This window comes from Aurantibacillus circumpalustris (assembly GCF_029625215.1).
GTDB lineage: Bacteria > Bacteroidota > Bacteroidia > B-17B0 > Aurantibacillaceae > Aurantibacillus > Aurantibacillus circumpalustris.
Genome location: NZ_CP121197.1, coordinates 3,443,247 through 3,463,748 on the forward strand (window position 1 = coordinate 3,443,247; position 20,502 = coordinate 3,463,748).

13 protein-coding genes are annotated in these 20,502 nt (G+C 36.1%); 9 read left to right on the forward strand and 4 right to left on the reverse strand.

The annotated features are described in order from the left end of the window. The first annotated feature begins 172 nt into the window (after window positions 1-172). From P2086_RS14280 to P2086_RS14295, 4 genes are all read left to right on the forward strand, one after another. Window positions 173-5,149, forward strand: a complete 4,977-nt coding sequence (locus P2086_RS14280) for a DUF7948 domain-containing protein (RefSeq protein ID WP_317897424.1) — start codon at window positions 173-175, stop codon at window positions 5,147-5,149. A 241-nt stretch (window positions 5,150-5,390) separates the two neighbouring features. Then, window positions 5,391-7,862, forward strand: a complete 2,472-nt coding sequence (locus tag P2086_RS14285; RefSeq protein WP_317897425.1) for a T9SS type A sorting domain-containing protein — start codon at window positions 5,391-5,393, stop codon at window positions 7,860-7,862. A 69-nt stretch (window positions 7,863-7,931) separates the two neighbouring features. Then, on the forward strand, window positions 7,932-9,860 hold the full coding sequence (locus P2086_RS14290) for a cytochrome-c peroxidase (protein ID WP_317897426.1): 1,929 nt from the start codon (window positions 7,932-7,934) through the stop codon (window positions 9,858-9,860). Between the two features lie 188 nt (window positions 9,861-10,048). Further along, window positions 10,049-10,417 (forward strand): hypothetical protein, encoded by a 369-nt coding sequence (locus tag P2086_RS14295; protein ID WP_317897427.1) that lies wholly within the window; start codon window positions 10,049-10,051, stop codon window positions 10,415-10,417. A gap of 26 nt (window positions 10,418-10,443) precedes the next feature. Here P2086_RS14295 and P2086_RS14300 read toward each other — a convergent pair whose 3' ends face one another. The 3 genes from P2086_RS14300 to P2086_RS14310 all read right to left on the reverse strand — a co-directional run bounded on the left by P2086_RS14300 (window position 10,444) and on the right by P2086_RS14310 (window position 13,673). Continuing rightward, window positions 10,444-11,118 carry a DUF8737 domain-containing protein gene (locus tag P2086_RS14300; protein ID WP_317897428.1) on the reverse strand — a complete coding sequence of 225 codons (675 nt, stop codon included), beginning with the start codon at window positions 11,116-11,118 and terminating at the stop codon, window positions 10,444-10,446. 88 nt (window positions 11,119-11,206) lie between these two features. Then, complete coding sequence (locus P2086_RS14305) at window positions 11,207-11,797, reverse strand: Crp/Fnr family transcriptional regulator (protein WP_317897429.1); 591 nt, start codon at window positions 11,795-11,797, stop codon at window positions 11,207-11,209. A 7-nt stretch (window positions 11,798-11,804) separates the two neighbouring features. Further along, window positions 11,805-13,673: a DUF8202 domain-containing protein gene (locus P2086_RS14310; RefSeq protein WP_317897430.1), complete on the reverse strand. Its 1,869-nt coding sequence runs from the start codon at window positions 13,671-13,673 to the stop codon at window positions 11,805-11,807. A gap of 164 nt (window positions 13,674-13,837) precedes the next feature. On the opposite strand from P2086_RS14310, the gene P2086_RS14315 reads away from it, so the two are divergent. Next, window positions 13,838-15,298 carry a T9SS type A sorting domain-containing protein gene (locus P2086_RS14315; protein WP_317897431.1) on the forward strand — a complete coding sequence of 487 codons (1,461 nt, stop codon included), beginning with the start codon at window positions 13,838-13,840 and terminating at the stop codon, window positions 15,296-15,298. 129 nt (window positions 15,299-15,427) lie between these two features. Here the strand turns inward: P2086_RS14315 and kdsA are convergent, their stop codons facing one another. Then, window positions 15,428-16,270 carry a 3-deoxy-8-phosphooctulonate synthase gene (gene kdsA, locus P2086_RS14320; protein ID WP_317897432.1) on the reverse strand — a complete coding sequence of 281 codons (843 nt, stop codon included), beginning with the start codon at window positions 16,268-16,270 and terminating at the stop codon, window positions 15,428-15,430. A 161-nt stretch (window positions 16,271-16,431) separates the two neighbouring features. Between kdsA and P2086_RS14325 the strand changes: the two genes are divergently transcribed. From P2086_RS14325 to pstA, 4 genes are all read left to right on the forward strand, one after another. Further along, window positions 16,432-17,643 carry a porin gene (locus P2086_RS14325; protein ID WP_317897433.1) on the forward strand — a complete coding sequence of 404 codons (1,212 nt, stop codon included), beginning with the start codon at window positions 16,432-16,434 and terminating at the stop codon, window positions 17,641-17,643. Between the two features lie 112 nt (window positions 17,644-17,755). Then, window positions 17,756-18,730, forward strand: a complete 975-nt coding sequence (locus P2086_RS14330; protein WP_317897434.1) for a PstS family phosphate ABC transporter substrate-binding protein — start codon at window positions 17,756-17,758, stop codon at window positions 18,728-18,730. 46 nt (window positions 18,731-18,776) lie between these two features. Next, complete coding sequence (pstC, locus tag P2086_RS14335; RefSeq protein ID WP_317897435.1) at window positions 18,777-19,652, forward strand: phosphate ABC transporter permease subunit PstC; 876 nt, start codon at window positions 18,777-18,779, stop codon at window positions 19,650-19,652. Continuing rightward, window positions 19,652-20,500: a phosphate ABC transporter permease PstA gene (gene pstA / locus P2086_RS14340; protein WP_317897436.1), complete on the forward strand. Its 849-nt coding sequence runs from the start codon at window positions 19,652-19,654 to the stop codon at window positions 20,498-20,500. Before pstC ends, pstA begins: the two co-directional genes overlap by 1 nt. Window positions 20,501-20,502 lie beyond the last annotated feature (2 nt).

Here is a 20,502-nt window from a genome sequence, read left to right on the forward strand (position 1 = left end):
TAAAATACTAGCATTATAAAATGTTAAAATTACAAGATTTCGCTTCTTAAATGGTTAAACTCTATTTCGGGTGATTGAAACTACCCTTTGAATGTGTTAAAGCTTCACTCTATGAATTTTATTTTTTTATATTTATTGGTTAGATACCGTTTTACCGGCACATTCCTCTATATTGAAAAAAATAAAGTCATATTTTTTAGTTATATTTTTTCTTTTCAATCAAACATTTCAGTTTCAATCCCAAACATCAAAAACAAACATCCTTTCTAAAAATGATCATTTAAAATTCGTTCAATCTAAGGACTTATTTGGTACGAGGGGTTTTGTAGAGAACAAAGGGCAATTTAAAGACATCAACGGTCAGGCAGTTCTTTTTGCCTTAGAATACGGTTCGGAAAAAATTTACTTCACATCCCAAGGTCTTATTTATAAACTCGCAAAAGAATTTCCAATCACTGAAGAACAACTGGAGCGTGTAGAACGTGGCAAAAAGATGAATCTCAAGGAGCCCGAAGTTCATTTTGTATATATGAATTGGTTAAATGCCAACACTTCAATCAACATAGAAAAAAGTGAGCGTCAATCGCATTACATCACTTATGGTGCGGCTAGTTTAAATGCTTACCCTTATAAAAAAATAACTTATAAGAACGTGTACAATAACATTGATATTGAATATGTTATTCCAGAAGATAAAAACATTGGCATAAAATATAATTTGATTCTACATCCCGACGCAAAAATAGAAGACATTCAGATTGCCTACACCGGTGCCGTCAGGAAAATTAAATCAGAAAAAAATGGAGATATTTTAATTAAAACACCCCTAGAGGATATTACCGAGCATGCTCCACGAAGTTTTTATTTAGATGGTGAATCTTTAGAATCAAGTTTTAACTTGAATTTTAACAAGATTGGTTTTAAAATCTCAACGAACTACAATCACAACAAAACACTTGTAATTGACCCTTGGGTAACTACCATAACAACCATTCCAGCTAACAACTCCGCATACGATGTGGATTATGATGACTTTGGAAATCTATATGTATACGGCGGGGCCAGCTCCTGTAAGATCGCAAAATTCAATACAGCTGGGACATTGCTTTGGACATTCAGTGGAACAGTTGGTAGCTGGACCAGTTCCGGCATCAGTAATTTTGTGGTAATGAAATCCACCGGAAAATGCTATGCTGGCCAAGGATTTATAACTGGAGGCGCCACAATTATTAGACTTAATACATTCGGTAATTATGATAACTATACGAGTTCCCAACTTTCAAGTTGGAACGAAGTCTGGGACATGGCTTATCACTGCTCGACCGGTAATGTATACGGTATGGGAGGAAGCACTGCTTCTAATCAATCTGCGGGAATTCTCAATCCAACATCTGGCAATATTTCACCGATTGCTTTTTTTACTGTTGGTGTTTCCACCGGGGTTGGTTATGATGTAGTAAGTCATGCCATTGATGATGCTGGAGAGTTTTTCTGGATTTATGCTTCAGGATTTACACCAAACATTAACAATAATATAGCGCATATTAATTCAGCGTTCACTTCGTCCGTTTGGATAGCCCCCAGCGGTTTTTCAACCTTTAACGAATACACAAACAAATCTACCTACCTTCCTGCTACTACAAACTCTAATGGATTTAATTGTTTAGCTGTTAATGCAAACTACCTTTTCTATTACGACGGTTACAATATTGCCGCCTATAATAAAACAACTGGAGCTATGATTTCGTCCACCACAAATATTGGACTGACAGCTAAACGACAAGGTGGTATTGCAGTAGATGATTGTAACAATCTTTATATCGGAGGAAATGGGAATATTAACTGTTACAATTTTAATGGCAGCACCTTCGCGGCTCTACCAAATATTTCACTGGGTATTAGTACTATCGACCAATTTGTTTATGATATCAAATTAAATAAACTAAATAAAATTTTATACGTTTCTGGAAGTGGTTTTGCAGGTGTTTATTCTCCAATTCACAGTCTCTCCTGCTGTACGAGTTCATTAGTATGCGCCTTCAGTCCACCTGCATTAACCGCGAATAGCACTTCTATTACCTGTGCTACACTTGGGTCTGCTACACTTAATCCAATTGGCGGGCCAGGTCCATACTCTTATACTTGGATACCGAGCGGACAAACCGGATCAGTTGCAACAGGACTTTGGCCAGGAACCCATTCTTTAGTTGTTTTTGACGGGGCCTGCAATCAAACCTATTCAGCAACAACAACAATTTACCCACTTATTCCATTAACTGGCAGCGTATCTAGCGCAATACCATGTGGTGGCATAAACTCTGGCACTGCTGCTATTACTAATTTAGCCGGTGGCTCAAGCGCTCAATACTATTTGTGGTCTAATGGCATAAGCTCTTATTCCAATGCTGCAGCCTTAGGTTTAACAGCCGGTAATTGGTCAGTTACCGTAACGGATTCTTTAACCGGATGCCTTTTGAATCAAACATTTATTTTAAGTCCACCAAGTTCCCAAACGCTTATCCTTACTCAAAGTTCAACAACAGCCTGTGTTAACGCAAGTGTAAGTCTTCTTGCGAATATTTATGGAGGCACACCGGGTTATTCATTTACCTGGGTCGGAGGTCCAAATGCACCAATTTATCAAGCCTCGCAAACACAATCAGGAACGCACGTATACACACTCAACGTTCATGACGCAAATAACTGTTTAGTCACAAAAACCATTTCAGTAAACTATCTGCCAGCACCTAGCTTAACTGCTATAAGCACTTCTATTTGTCCCAATAAAACTGGCACACTCACTGTTTCAGGGGCTAACACCTATATGTGGAGTAATTCAATAGCCAACAGTGTGCTTACCGACAATCCTCTAAGTACTACAGTTTATACGGTAGTTGGCACAGGGGCTATTTGTTCTGCGTCTACTACTGCTTCTATAGTTGTGCTGCCAATTCCTTCACCAACTCTGGCGACCAATAGTCCAATTTGCAGCGGCCAGACGCTTCAATTAATTGCTTCAGGTGGAAATTCATATCTATGGAACGGCCCACTTAATTTTAATTCACCTAATCAACTTAGCACTATCAATTCTGCTGTTGTTGCTAATTCAGGTATTTACAGTGCAACGGTTACAGGAGCCAATTCATGCTCTGCTACCATTTCTCAATCTGTGTTAATTTATCCTTACCCTTCCGTTTCAGCCCTCGGTAGCAGTGTATGCGTGAATCAAACACTTACTCTCACAGGTAACTCCACTCCGGGAAACACTTTTTTCTGGTCGGGTCCCAATTCATATACCTCAAATCTACAAAACCCTTCCATTATAAATCCTACTGTAAGCAGGTCTGGTACGTATTTTCTTTTGGTAACAGACCTCAATGGTTGCACAAATAGTACCTCTGCACAAGTAACTGTTACGGCTTTGCCGCTACCTTTATTCAGTAGTAATAACCTTCTGTGCAAGGGAGATACTTTAAAATTTAATGCCAGCGCTAGCATTGGAGGAATAAATTATTCTTGGATTGGTCCAAATGGATTTTCCAGCAATATTCAAAACCCTCAGATTAATGCTGTTGATTTAACCGCAAATGGTACCTATAGCCTCTCAGTTAACGCAGGACCGTGCGTAAGTTCAATTTCTCATACTGTTATTGTATACCCTTTGCCAACGGTTAGCATTATTGGTTTAACTCAAATTTGTGAAACGAAAAGTATTGTTTTAACTGCCAATGCGCTTGGAAACGGACTCACTTATTCTTGGCATGGACCTTTAGCCTTTACGAGTAGTTCACCGAATATTGTTAGAGACTCTAGTAATACAGGATTTGCAGGCAATTATTTCGTAAAAGTTACTGATAATAAAGGATGTGCGAATACAGACACAGCTTTAATAGGTGTTTTAAAAAATCCAAAACTCATTGTATCAAATGTTAGTGTATGTTTATACGAGCCGGCTATTTTAAATGTTTCTGGCGCTAGTTCTTATTATTGGTGGGGGCCTAATTTTTATCAATTCAGCGGGCAGAATGCACTTATCAATTCAGCAAACAATCTGAGCAAACTCACTTACACCGTTATAGGAACAGCAGCCAACTCTTGCACAAGTATTGCTACGGTAGATCTGGAAACAAGATCACTACCGAATCCATCGCTCAGTATTCTACCTAAGCCTATTTTATGTTTGGGTGAAGACATTACATTTACTGGGTACGGAGGGTCAACTTATCAATGGCGAGGCCCAAATACATTTTATTACGAGGGAACTTCTCTTAAAATTACTGTTTCAACACACAGAGCTGGAACATACACTCTTACTGCAATTGATGCAAGCGGCTGTAGAATGTCTACCGACACTTTTATTCTTGTTCATCCATTACCTATGGGCATCTTAAAAGGAACTACCATGGAAAGTTGCGTTCCATTTTGTGCTGATTTTGATTTTATGGCTACAGGAACCCACTCCATTACTAGTAACTGGTTGGTTAAAAATAAAAATCATAACGCATCTACTTTCTCCGATTGTTTTGATGTTGAAGGAATTTATCCTGTCAAGGGTATGTTATATGACATTGTTACAACTTGTTCAAACACGCTTGAATACAATGTTATTGGGCGCCCAAAACCAATCGCCAACTTTTCTTATTTTCCTTCGCAACCTGTTGAAAATGTCGATGAGGTTGTTTTCACGAATACCTCCCTAGGTGATGAACTAAACAAGTTTAATTGGTTTTTCGTTAACGACAAAGGTTTTTCAACCAACAGCAGAAACACATCTTATTTATTTGGCACTGAAGGCGAATATCCAGTAGTATTGTTAGTGAAGAACAAATGGGACTGTTCGGATACTGCAATACAATCCATTAAAATCGAACCCGATTTCACCATCTATATTCCGGATGCTTTTACACCTAACGAAGACGGCCTTAATGAAGTTTTTAAACCCGTGATTAGAACTTCTAAATTCTATCACTTTTCCGTTTTTGACCGATGGGGTGCTCTAATCTTTGAAACCGATCAACCTGATAAGGGTTGGGACGGAACCTACAATGGACAGCCTTGCAAAAGCGATGTTTATGTGTGGACAATTTCTATCGCCAGTAATATGGGAGAAAATAAAAACCTAAAAGGGCATGTTACCTTATATAGGTAGTTTTACTATTTAAGTTTAAGAATTAAACCCGTTTTAAATTTTCAAAAAATTCTTTCATTCCTTCACAGGGTATGTTAACCCGCCTGTTTAATTTTCGCATCCATAAGTCAGCGTGTTAATTGAATATTAGCAATTTAATTAATTGATTTTTTTCACCTCTCAAAATTAATAATTTGGTCAAACACAACTAATGCTATCATGCAGCTTACAAACTAGCTTTGTGCCATAAAACTAAAAAAACATGAAAAAAAATTTAACTCATTTAATGATCAGTATCGGGATGGTTGGTTCCGCTTTAGCGCAAACCACAATTACGGGACCAAGCAGTTCTCAATCGCCTTATCTGCAACCAAGTGTTGCAGGGTATTCAATTACTTCAATTCTAACAACAGGTGATGCTGTAGGTAATTACACAATGGTAGGCTTACCTGATGGTTTAGGTGCTTTCGATAATAACGATGGAACTTTTACTCTTTTAATGAACCATGAATTTGGAAGCGGCTCAACGGGTGCTGTACATGCTTATGGTACTGCAGGAGCTTTTGTATCAAAATGGATAATCAACAAAACAACTTTAGCGGTTGTAAGTGGGGCTGATTTAACTCAAAATATGCATTTATGGAATGCTAGTTCAAGTACCTATTCAGTATATAATTCGACTAACACGTCTACACTAGCCGGTTTCAGCCGTTTTTGTTCTGCAGATCTTGCACCAATTTCGGCCTACTATAATAGCTCGACAGGGAAAGGAACCCAGGCACGTATCTTTTTGGATGGTGAAGAAAGTGGTTCGGAAGGACGTATGATGGCTCACATTGCCAGCGGTATGGAAGCCGGTCACTCATATGAGCTCCCGTATTTGGGAAAATTCTCTGCTGAAAACCAAGTTGCTTGTCCGTTCAGAAGCGATAAAACAATTGTAGCGGGTTTCGATGACGCAACTCCGGGTCAAGTATATATTTATATTGGTAATAAATCTGCAACCGGTAACGATATTACAAAAGCTGGTTTATCAGGCGGTACTTTATACGGTATTGCCGTGTCGGGTATGATTACCGAAGTAAACGGAAGTGTTCCTGCCGCAAATACAAATTTTTCATTGATGAGTTTAGGTCAAGTACAAGCGACAACTGGTGCGTCTTTAAACACAATGAGTAACAACCTTGGTATAACCACCTTTCTTCGTCCAGAAGATGGTGCTTGGGATCCTTCGCATCCTAGCGATTTATACTTTTGCACTACTAACTCATTTTCAAGCCCAAGCCGTTTATGGAAGCTTCACTTCACAGATATCAACAATCCTCAATTAGGTGGAACTATCACCGCAGTGCTTGATGGAACTGAAGGTCAGGTGATGTTTGACAACTTGGGAATCGATCATTCAGGACATATTATTCTTCAAGAAGATGTTGGAAATAACGCTCATAATGGCAAAATGTGGGAATATACAATTGCTACTGGTGCTTTGGTTCAAATCGCACTTCACGACGCTACACGTTTTATAAGTGGTGGTGCAAATTTTCTAACACAAGACGAAGAAGCGTCTGGCGTTATAGATGTTCAAGAAATTCTAGGACCAGGTAAATTTATATTTGTTGATCAGGCTCATTATAGTCAACCCTCGCCACTTGTTGAAGGCGGTCAATTGTTGATCTTAACTAGCGCAAAAACAGCAACTTCGAATCCAGAAATAAATGTTCAAGGGAATTCTGTAAGTATTCCTATGGGGACTTCAGCGATAAGTTCAGGTAATAACACTGATTTTGGTTTATTAAACACTGGATTAAGTGTGACTAAAACGTTTGTGATTCAAAACACAGGAACAGGTCCTCTTGTAATATCAGGCATGGATTTCACAGGAACAAACGCAGGAGATTTTACTTTTGTAACTCCACCTTCTTTTCCAGTTACTGTTATTGGCGGAGGCTCACAAAACATTACCGTTAAATTTAATCCAGCTTTAGCCGGAACAAGAACAGCCACTGTAAACATTTACAATAATGATTATAACGAAAATATTTATGATTTCGCTGTACAAGGTGTTGGTGCTGTTCCTGAAATAAACGTTCAAGGTAATAACGTAAGTATTTTAGATGGAAATGCTTCTATTAGCTCAACAAATAATACAGATTTTGGAATAGTAATTTATAACACAGCTGTTGTAAAAGAATTTAAAATTCAAAATACAGGAACAGGAACTTTGACGGTTACAGGTATGAATATTAATGGTGCAACAAGCGCTGCATATACATTCGTTAATGCTCCTACGTTTCCGTTTACATTAGCTGGTAATGCTTCACAAACTTTTAGTGTTCAATACCTGTCTACTGTTCCGGATGTTACAAATACTGCTGTTATAAGCATTAACAACAATGATACTGATGAAAGTATTTATGATTTCCATGTAGAAGGAAAAAGTTTACAAGGTGTAGGAATAAAAACAAATTCTAAAACTGAATCATTTGTGAGTTTATTTCCAAATCCTGCTAACAACGAAGCAAAAGTAAAAGTTAGTCTTGAAAATAATGCTTCTCTTTCTTTGACGGTTATTGATATTCAAGGCAAAGTCGTTCTTTCTACACTTGAAAAAGAATATACAAAAGGCGAAAATGAAATTTCTTTAAATACTACTTCACTAATAAATGGAGAGTATTTTGTTAAGATTATTTCAGGAAACAAAGCCAATACGATCAAACTAGTAATAATCCACTAAAAAAACATAACACACTGAATAACCAGGCATGAAAGGCATGTCTGGTTATTTCTATAAATACCATTTCCATTGAAAAAAAACTATTTCATACTCGAATTCATTCTACTTGCCATTATCTTTTCATCTGCATCTTTTAAAAAAGATCATGAACAAAATAATTATAGTGTAAACTACACTAAAGGACTTGACGAATTTTCGTCCAAGCAACAAAGCTTACTAAACAATATTTCTAACAGTGATTTTAATTCCACAGTCGAAAAACAAAAAATAAGGGAACAAATTAATTTGGTTCGAAATTCTTTAAAACACATGGACTTCTGGTTCCGATATCTTGAGCCAGTTTCCTACAAAAAGATAAATGGTCCTTTGCCTGTAGAATGGGAAACGGAAGTGTTTGAAAAGTTTGAAACACCCTACAGACGTGAAGGTGCCGGTTATACTTTGGCAAGCCAATACTTAGACGAAGATATAATTCTAAAAGACTCTGTTTTTAATTTAATAAAATCTGCAGTGGAAGCTAGTAAGGCTTATAGTGCAGATTCTATAACCGTTCATTTAAAAACCTTTGATCATTTTTATTTATGTAACCGTTTGTTTCTGCTCAATCTCGCTGCAATATATACTACAGGATTTGAATGTCCGGAAACAGAAAGAATAATACCAGAGTTAAGAATAATGCTCATAAATATTTATTCAACGTATCTTGCGTTTAACGAGAGTTTTAAAGACAAGGCGTTAACTGAAACTTACATGAGTTTATACAAAGAAGCGATCACTTTTGTAAACAAACAATCGGAGGATTATGAAAAATTTGATCACTATACTTTTATAAAAGATTTTATCAACCCTTTGTTTGCTCATAATCAGAACTTAATTCAGCATTACAAAGTTGTTTCAAAAAGTTATGTAGATTATTCTCTCAGCAAAAATGCTACTTCTATTTTTAGTAAATCTTTATACAAAGGACAAAATGCAAAAGGCGTATTTGTAAGAGTTAACGACGAAAAAGTGTTGGCGGAAATAGATAAAGTCGGAAAGCTTTTATTTTACGATCCTATTTTGTCGGGAAACAATCTTCGCAGTTGCGCCTCTTGTCACAAGCCAGATCAGTACTTTACAGATACGACTACAGCAAGTTCTTTACAGTTTGATGGGAAAAACTTTTTACCACGCAACTCTCCTTCTCTAATTAATGCCGGCTACAATCATTTAATTATGACTGATGGCAAACATATCTCTCTACAAGATCAAACAAAAGCCGTGATAACAAATTCGCTCGAATTGGCTTGCGATGAGAAAGATATTCTAAAAAAGATATTGAGTTGTTCAGAATATAAAATTGCTCTTAAAAATCTTTTAAAATGTACGCCTCAAATACCAGAGATAAGTATCGAGCATGTTACATCCGCAATCACTTTATATTACAGCAAATTTAGCAAACACGATTCTCCCTTTGACAAGGCGATTAATGAAAATAGTGCATTGGCCCACGATGCGAAGCAAGGTTTTAATGTTTTTATGGGGAAAGCTCAATGCGCTACATGCCATTTCGCTCCCCAGTTTAACGGCGTAAAACCTCCATACGTTGGTTCCGAATTTGAAGTACTTGGTGTTCCAAAAGATACTAGCTTTAAGCAACTAAGTGACGATAAAGGAAGATATTTAGTATTTCAGTCCAAAGAAACATTAAACGCTTTCAGAACAGGAACCATTCGCAATTCAGAAAAAACAAAACCGTATATGCACAACGGTGTATTTACATCTTTAGAACAGGTAATTGATTTTTATGATGCCGGTGGAGGAGCTGGTAGAGGCTTAACTGTAACAAACCAAACACTTTCCTCTGATTCTCTTCATTTATCAAAAGAAGAAAAGTCTAATTTGTTGGCGTTTATGAAATCACTTACTGAAAAAGTGGAATTCGAAAAAACTCCTGAAAGCTTACCGAAATCAAAAATTAAAAATCTAAATAATCGTAAAGTTAGAGGAGAGTATTAAAGAGCCTTCTCTTTTTAACCACAGAGGAATCAGAGTAAAGGAGTTACACAGAGTGTTTATTATGAATCGTAGAACTGGGTTTAAATAAACTTCTTCAAAAATAAACGTATTAGAAATAAATGATATTTTATACTCAGTACGTCTCTACCCCTCTGAGACTCTGTGTTGAAATAAACTAAAAGTAAAACATGAATCATTCCTACAAAACAATTTTTATTACACTTACAACACTTCTTTTAATTGTTGCATGCACTGCACAAAAATACATTGAGCCTGACTTTCCAGAAGCCATGTTACCTCACGTGAAAACAGAATATGTAAAACGTTATGACCAAGGACAAATTCTTTACAATATGAGTTGCGCTGGTTGTCATAATAAAAAAGACGGTAGAAAAATAATTGTTCCTGATTTTGAACCTGATCAGCTTAGAGGTTATGAAATACGCGTTTCTAATGCCCAACACGAACAAAACATGCCAGATACTTTGGTTACAGAAGAAGAACTTGGAATTATTATGACATTTTTGAGTTACAAGAAAAAGAACAGCGCAAAATAACATTGCTTTTCATAACTCTTTCAACTCTATTTACTTTTTAATAATTCTTTGATACACACCAAATGAGAGAAAAGTGCTAACGGAACAATAAAACATGGCAACCATACAAATGGAAAATACAACACTCCAATGTTAGGTTGATCAAAAGCTAATTGTTGGAAAGGAAAAGGAGCTGATAAAATAGCGGTTATAACAATATTAAAAAACAAACCCAAACCAATAAAGTTCCAAATAAGTAGCACAAACTTATTTAGTTTACCAAGTGAATAACCGAAATAAGCAATTAGAGGCGCTGTTATTCCAGTTAGAACGTCTAAATTTCTTCCTTCAAAAGTCATTAATTCAGGGACTAATTTATTTAAAAACAATAACCACAATGTGATTTCAACTGGCAAGCGAACTGAATGCAGGTATGTAAGTGTTTTTGTGTCAAATTTATCCAAATACATTCGACCTTTTTTTGTTGCAAAAAAAAATAGAATAGTAAGTACTGGAGGAACGACTAATAGTGAAAATCTGGGTGGCAAAGTTGTGGTAATTAAATAAAAACCAGTATTCGCTATAAAGCCTTGCAAGAGAAGCCATGCCATGAAAACACCCAATAATAAATTTGATTTACTGCTTGCTTTGTAAATAAACCAAAGCGTTAAGATTGTTGTTACAACAAAAAGGAGTTGAACATAAAAAGGTAAATTTTCCATAAGACTATTTTTTTTGACAAAGTTCATTCAGAAAAAACGAAACCTGCTTGTCAAATGGCAAGAAATCAAATTCAAGTCTCTATACGCTTCATCTTTTAGCGAAATCCTTTCGAATTCTACTCAAAGATGTATCAGTAATACCGAGATAGGATGCGATATTTTTTAGCGGTGCATGCTGAAAAATGTCAGGGCTAGATTTTAACAAATTAGCATAACGCTCTTCCGCAGTTTGATGCAACGTGGAGAGTGTTCTTAATTTTAGTTTACCGTACTCATTTACAAGTAGCGCCCTTCCAAATTCACGAAAAGCAGGTAAACTATGAAATGCCTTCTGTAAGGTTTCAAATGTCACATACCATAATTTAGAATCACAAAGGGTTTGATAATTCTCTTGTGCAGGAATGCGCATAAAAAAAGACATTAGTTCACAAACGATAGTATTGGAAGAATACAAACCCGTTGTAACATCTTCACCCTCGATATTAATTGTATGAGAGCGGGCACAGCCAGTTTCTAAATAGTAATACTCATTGCTAATTTGCCCTTCACTAAGAAAAATTTCTCCCTTTTTTATCGTTTTTTCTTCGAAGAACTCTGCTATTGCAAGTGCCTGCTCCTGAGAAAGTATAGGCTGATTTTGTTTAATAAATAAAATTAATTTTTCTTTTTCTGAATTCATTTTTAAACTAATTTGTCTTTATAATCTTCCTAACTTCATTTTTGGTTTTAAGAATGTATATATCTGATGGCAATGAGCTAAGATCCAGAATAATCTTGTGATTATTAATATATGAAATCATCAAACTCAAATTTATTTCTCTACCAAACCTGTCGTAAATCTGAAACCCATCTATTTCCAGAGAATTACCTTGAATCGTTAGTTCCCCAGAAGTAGGATTGGGATAAATATCTATGTTATAAAACAGCTTTCCCTCAAGATCAACAACCACAATTGGAGACTGGGTTGATCTTGTATCCAAATCAACTTGATTAATACGATAATACGATTTTAAATTATAAGGATGTTCATCAATAAAACTATACTTCTGCCACGTACTCGAATTTCCGGCACCAATTATTGAAGTAATCGTTTCCCAGTCTAAACCATCAATTGAGCGCTGAACTTCAAAGTATTCATTATTTTTTTCAGTCGCTGTTGTCCACATCAACTCCACATACTTTCCTTCAATAAAACTTGCAGTAAAAGAAACTAATTCAATAGGTAAAGGTGTTTGCACTTTATTAATCGTTCCTAATGAAAACCGAACGTTATTTGTAATAGCTGAAACGCCTGAGAATTGATACACCGTTCCGCCAACAAGCGTTGCACCTGATATTCCAGTTTCATCCGTAAACACACCGTCGTTATTAGTATCAACAATTAATCTTAAATCTGAAGCGGTCACAGAACCAAGATTTGCAAGATCAAATTGAATATCAATATTCCCAACACTAACTGCTGTTGAAGAAGCGTTAACCTCACTCACCCTCCAGGTCCTGGCTATTCTTGCTTGAACACCACTAGGAACATCTGCAACGTTAGTAGCTTGCAAAGTACCATTGTCATGCCCCCAGATTAAGAATTCATTGTTACCGAGTCCTGTTGGATTTAAAACTCTTACAATACCGCTACCTTGTGCGGCACTGTGAATATTACCTGCATCGACACGACCGATTCCGGCTACATCAAAATCGTAATTTCCATTGCCAGGTGTATCTTTATTATAGATATCGTTACTTGACAATGTTAATCCATATTTTGCCGCCAAATAATTATCAATAATAATTCGTTGTGCAGAATTAACTTCAACGTTATAAAATATTACCTCTGCAATATCTCCATTCCATGATTCATTTGCCTGACGTCCAACCGTCACATCTGTCCATGATCTGAGTGTTCCGTTATGAGCTGTATTATTTCCGGCAATAGTATTATTTACATATTGATCAATTTGTGCTGTGCCATAAATGTTATTAATAATGTAGAATGTATTGCTATTTAATGTGGTTACAGCTGAAATATTTTGTTGTGTGTTGTTCGACTGAATCCCTCTTCCCCAAACCTGAGTGCCAGCGCCGCTGCTTACCCATATGCCAATACATTTATCAGAAGTTGCCACAGTGGTACCTGAACCTGCCGGTGAAGCAATAAGAATGCCAGGATTACTTGAAGGCAATGAAGCGTATGAAGCTATCGCCCATACGGATGCCAGATTAGCTGTAGAGACACCAGCTGAAAGAATAAGATCGTTATTAGTCGCTGAAAATCTAATCGCAGGCAGACCATTTATAACATTTGTGAAATAATTTGGTCTATTAGCTACTACAGCCTGTAGTGCATTCTTAGCATTGCCTGATTGGTCATTCCATTGTTGAACATTATCTGTTGTGCTTGCCAATGTTGTGCCAGCATTATTATAAACTTCGCTTTCTGCTTTTAACCAAAGTACATTTGTTGCTGAAGTGCCAACACCTCCCGGTCCTGTTTGAGCACAATTTTGCTTAGTGATTAAGAAGAGTGTTATCGAAAGTATAAATATCCTTCTAATTAGCATTGGCAGTAAGTGAGAAACAACCAAAGATACAAACAATCCTAAAAAAATCGGCTAGTTAATTTTTAAGGCTTTATGCTATAGTGTTAAAATAGAAAATTATTTAGGCACTAAAATAAATTTTCAATAACTTCATTCCACTCAAAATACCCTAATCAAAAACCAGAATGAAAAAACTACTATTTTTATCAAGCCTTATGTTCAGTTTCATTTTGCTGAACGGACAAAGCTCAAGCAAGCTAATTGGTTGTTACTGGAATGGAACAGCTGAAGTTACAAGACATTTAAACCTTTCAAATGGCGCATTTACTAATCTGGCAAATGTTTCAGGTGTATCGGGCATTATTCAAGGCGAAAGCACCTATGACGAAACAAACAAGCGTTATTTTTTCTACAGCACTGCGGGTATTGCACTAATTGATGCGCCAAGTGGAACTCTCATTAGTATGCTTACACCAACACCGCATCTTTACGGAATAGAATACGATTTGAATACAAGCTGTTTGCTTGGTACTAATTTTATTGGATCTGTTTGGTCATTTGTTTCTTTTAATCCTCTAAATGGACTAACTACAACAATAAACACTCTCGCAGGTGTGAGCGGGTTTGCGCAAGGAGAAAGTACGTTTGACGCTACTGGCAGCCGCTATTTTATGAGAACCACCAATGGAATTGTCATTATTAATTCAACTAGCGGCGGCGTTCAGAATACAATTAACAACACAACATTTAAGGGAATGCAGTACAATAGCAATACTAGTGAGCTTATAGGGACTTTTTGGAATGGTTCTGCCGAAATTTATGCCACTATGAACATAGCTACTGGTGCAGTTACAAATGTGGCAACACTACCAGGTGTAACCTCGATAGTTCAGGGTGAAAGCACTTTTGATGTAGTTGGAAATAGGTATTTTATACGCACAAATCTTGGTGTTACAGTAATCAACGCTTTAACAGGCGCTATTTTATCTTCAGTTCCAGGCTTACCTGATATAGGGAGCATAGAATATATTGGAAATGTTGATCCTTGCGGCTCTTTTGTATACTCTTTGCCTGCTCAGATTAACGCGACTAGCGGCAGCTCAGCATTGTTTTCAATTGCGTCGAATACAATACTTAGTTATCAATGGCAGTCTAATCCAGCGGGATTTGGATGGATGAACGTAGTAAATAATTCTAATTATTCCGGAGCGACAAGTTCTGCCCTAACAGTTAGTTCTTTATCTCTGCAAAATCATTTACAGCCATTTAGAGTTATTATTAGTTCTGGCGTTTGCGACGATACTTCTAATGTATCTGTAATCAATATTTCCGATACTTGTGTAGTTACAATTTATGATACACTTTTAGTGGGAAACGGCGCTAAGCTATCTGATCCGGACATCTCCCCTTTAATCGTTTATCCTAATCCCTCGACAAACCTTTTGAATGTTGAAAACAACGACGTTATATCCTGGTCAGATTATTCAATTGAAATAAGTAATAACATAGGCGAAATTGTTTTTATACAAAAGGTCAATCAAAAACATATTGAGATTGATGTTTCACGCTTTAAAGGAATTTATTTTATTCAAGCACGAGACAAAAACAATAAAACTATTGAAGCAAAGAAAATAGTTATTCAGTAAAACATAAAAAATTATCTTATAGTTTTTTAAGAGTTTTAATTTTGGTCATTAAAAAAAGAGTCATGCTTTTAGCATGACTCTTTTAAATTTTGATGGTGCAAATAAAATTACGGCAAAACTTTTACCCGATTATGCGGAAACTGTCTCGTATTTTCTAACCACGTTATGCAATTCAATAAGCGGTTTCAAATATTCTTCTAAATCATAAACACATAATTGAGAAGCTGCGTCACACAGAGCTGTTGAAGGATCAGGATGTGTTTCTACAAACAAACCATCAACCCCACTAGCTACTCCTGCTCTACCCAATACTGGTAAAAACTCACGAGCGCCGCCTTTAGCATCTGAACTTGGTATGCCATACTTTCTAACACAATGTGTTACGTCAAACACCACAGGATAACCCAATTTATTCATGTGATAAAAACTGCGTGGATCAACTATCAAATCATTGTAACCAAAAACATAACCGCGCTCGGTTAAAATAATATTATCATTTCCTGCATCAATACATTTTTGCATGGGATGCTTCATGTTATCTGGTGCTAAAAATTGACCGTGTTTAATATTTACCACCTTACCTGTTTTTGCTGCTGCAACTAGCAAGCTACTTTGCATACACAAATAGGCTGGTATTTGAAGTACGTCACATACTTCTCCGGCAATAGCTGCCTGATAACTTTCGTGAATATCTGTTATCAAAGGAAAACCAAATTGTTCTTTCACCTTTGCAAGAATTTTCATCCCTTTTTCTATACCAGGACCATCGTAGTATTTTAAGCTACTGCGGTTATCTTTTAAAAAACTTGATTTATAAATAATTTTAATCTTAAGACGCTCACTTACTTCTTTTAATTTTTCGGCAGTGGCCATCATTATTTTTTCATCTTCAATCACGCATGGTCCGCTAATTAAAAACAACTCGCTTGACCCACATTCAATGTTGCCAACTTTTACAATTTTCTTGCTCATAATACAATAATTAGCGCAAGTTACTAAAAACACGCGATGTTCTGAAATTTCATACTTAACATTTACTTAACGTTCGAATAACCTTCAATTTATTTAATAACGTTTAGTTTGCAATGTAGAACTTCTAAAACACAGAATGTTATAATTTAAAACCAAAACAAATGAAAATTAGACTACTACTCACCCTGTTTGCTTTACTAAACATAACTATTTCAGGCTTTAGTCAAAACACCAAAATTAGCTTTGGTAAAGGCTTAAAATTTATTACTAAAGATTCAAGTATGAGTATGAAACTTACATTTAGGTTCCAAACTCTCTTTGTTGCTGAGCAAACATTAACAGATAAAGGAAAATTAGCCGACGATTTTACAAGTCAATTCATGATTAGACGTGCACGTATAAAACTAGACGGTTTCGTTTATAAACCAACCATTCAGTATAAGGTTGAGCTTGCCCTTTCTAACCGAGATGTGGGCCTAGGAAAAATTAATGGTGATGAAGTAAATTTTAATGCAGCAAGTAACATCATATTAGACGCGGTAATAAAGTGGGAATTCGCAAAACACACACAATTATGGGTTGGTCAAACAAAACTGCCGAGTAATAGAGAGCGGGTTATTTCCTCCCAAAAACTTCAATTTGTAGATAGAAGTCTTCTTAACAATGAATTCAACTTAGACCGTGATATTGGCATGCATTTAAGACACAAAACCAAGTTTGGTGAAAGTTTCACAACCAAAGAAATTATCTGTGTTACTTTGGGAGAAGGAAGAAATGTAACTTCTCATAACGATGACGGATTTTGTTATACCGGAAGATTTGAAATACTTCCTTTTGGAGAATTTGCTGGTGGTGGTGATTATGTTGGTTCTGACCTTGAACGCGAGCAAAAACCAAAGCTAGCAATTGGTGCAACTTACGATTATAATGATAATGCCAAAAGGTCTAGAGGACAGTTAGGTTCATTTATTAAGGTAGACTCATTAGTTAGAGACATTCAATCAATTCACACTGACTTTATGTTCAAATTTAAAGGCTTTTCTGTTATGGGAGAATATGCTAAACGTTTTGTTGCTGAAAGATTAGATCCTAGCGCATACTATATTGGCACAGCCTACAATATTCAAGCGGGTTACTTATTTAAAAACAATGTGGAACTTGCAGGCCGCTTTACAGAGCTTCGTCCCGACAAATGGAATGTTAGCAAAGGCGAACTTATACGCGGAGATAAAACAACGCAGTTTACACTTGGACTATCTAAATATTTCGTAAAACATAATTTAAAAATTCAAACCGATATTAGTTCAACTTCAATGGATAGAAATCTTAATAAAGACTTAATGTATCGCTGTCAAATTGAACTGCAATTCTAGAAAAATCAGTAAAAACACGACAAAAGTCAAACATAATAACTATACCTAACCTTAACATACACTTAACACCATACATCAAATCAATAAATAATTTTACATAAAATTTAACCAAATGAGAAAACAAACATTAAACATTGTATTTAGCGGATTATTAGGAATCTTTTTATTAAGCTGTGGAAGTAAAGAAACGAAAGATGAGAACCAGAATGGTTCAGAAAGTTTATTGGGAAACATTACTATTGACGGTTCAAGTACAGTATATCCTATTACTGAAGCTGTTGCAGAAGAGTTTATGAAAGTTGCCAGCCAGGTGCGAGTAACAGCAGGTTTATCAGGAACTGGTGGTGGATTTAAAAAATTTGCAAGAGCAGAAATGGACATTAACGATGCTTCTCGTCCCATTAAAGCAAGTGAAGACAGTGTTTGCGCATCAAATAATGTTAAATATATTGAGTTAAAAGTAGGATACGATGGATTAGCTGTTGTTGTTAGTCCCGAAAACACTTGGTGTAATGATATTACTGTTGAAGAATTAAAAATGATGTGGGAACCAGCTGCGCAAGGAAAAATTAAAACATGGAATCAAATTCGTAAAGATTGGCCAAACCAAGAAATTCATCTTTTTGGTCCTGGTGTTGAAAGCGGCACTTACGATTATTTTACAGAAGTAATTGTTGGAAAAAGTCATTCAAGCCGTGGAGATTATACTGCAAGTGAAGATGATAACGTTTTGGTACAAGGAATAAAATCAGACAAAAATGCAATTGGATTTTTTGGCTTAGCTTATTATACAGAAAACTCTTCAATTCTTAAATTAGTTGGTGTAAATAGTGGAAACGGTGCTGTGCTTCCATCAGAAGAAACAGTTAAAAACAAAACATATTCTCCATTAGGTCGTCCATTATTTATTTATGTTAACGATAAAGCCGCTGCTCGTAAAGAGGTACAAGTTTTTGTTGATTTTTATCTTGAAAATACTAAAACCTTAACTGCAGAAGTAGGTTATGTTCCTTTAAGCGATACTGAAGTTGCTGATGAAAGAGCTAAATTCAGTTCATTTATTAAGAATATTTCGCCTGCAAATTAATCCTCGTTTATAAACAATTTTTAATGCAGGTGCTTTAGTAACAGGAATGAAATTAAGAGAAAAATTTATAGAAAGTGTGCTTTTTCTTTGTGGAACTATAGGCGTACTAACTACTCTTGGAATTGTGTACGTACTCTTTAGTGAATCGTTCGACTTCTTTACCAAGGTTTCTATAGTTGATTTTTTAACTGATACGCAATGGACTCCGCTGTTTTCTGAAAAACACTTTGGTATTTTACCACTCATTTCAGGAACATTACTCACAACATTTATTGCCATACTAGTAGCCTTGCCAATTGGACTTACGATTGCCATCTATCTTAATGAGTATGCTCCAAAAAAACTCAGGCTCTATGTTAAACCAGTACTTGAAATTCTTGGCGCAATTCCAACAGTAGTATATGGTTATTTCGCCTTAATGGTTGTAACACCTATTCTACAAAACATCTTTCCGAGTATGGCGGGATTTAATGCCATGAGTGCAGGAATTGTAATGGGTATTATGATCTTACCCTTAATTTCTTCTTTAAGTGAAGACGCTTTATTTTCAGTACCCAAATCTTTACGCGAAGCCTCTTATGGCATGGGAGCTACACGTTTTCAAACATCGTTTAAAGTGTTGGTACCAGCTGCTTCTTCAGGAATAATGGTTTCCGTAATTTTAGGTATTTCAAGGGCAATTGGCGAAACAATGATTGTAGCTATTGCAGCCGGGCAACAACCCAGATTAACTTTAAATCCGATGGTGCCTGTTGAAACCATTACTACTTATATTGTACAGGTTAGTATGGGAGATGTAGCGAGAGGTTCACTAGAATATCAAACCATTTTCGCAGCAGGTATTACTTTATTTCTCTTTACATTTTTATTAAATAATTTAAGTTTCTGGATAAAAAAACGCTTCCAGGAAAAGTATGAATAATGAATAAGAATAGAATTATAGATAAAAGTTTTAAATACTTTGGCTTGGTATGCACCTTGTCAGGACTACTAATTCTTGCACTTTTTTTGCTGGATATTTTTATCGAAGGTATCACAAGAGTAAACTGGCAATTTTTAAGCAGCTTGCCATCCCGTTTTCCTGAAAAAGCGGGAATATTAACGGCACTTGTTGGAACGGTTTGGATTTTGCTATTAACAGCCTGTATCGCTATTCCTGTAGGAATTGGTGCTGGAATTTACCTTGAAGAATATGCGAGAAGAAACAGACTTAATGATTTTTTAGAAATTAATTTAACCAACCTGGCTGGAGTACCTTCTATTATTTATGGTTTGTTAGGTTTAGAAATTTTTGGAAGAATTATGGGAATGGGCGGAAGTCTTCTTGCAGGCGCTTGCACGCTTTCTCTATTAATATTACCAATTATTGTAGTAGCTACACGTGAGGCCTTAAAAGCGGTGCCAAAATCTTTGCGTGAAGCTTCTTACGGACTAGGCGCTAGCAAATGGCAAACAACCTGGTTACAGGTTCTACCAGCAGCATCGGGTGGAATTGTCACAGGCGTAATTTTAGCCCTTTCGCGGGCAATTGGTGAAACAGCACCATTAATAGTGGTGGGAGCCCTAGCTTATGTTCCGTTTATTCCTTCTAATCCTTCCGATGAATTTACCGTACTTCCGATTCAAATTTTTAATTGGGTTTCTCGTCCGCAAAAAGGATTTATCACAAATTCAACAGCCGCAATCATAGTGTTGTTAATTATTACTTTTATAATGAATGGTTTTGCTGTCTACCTTAGAAATAAATGGCAGAAAAAAACAAAATGGTAATC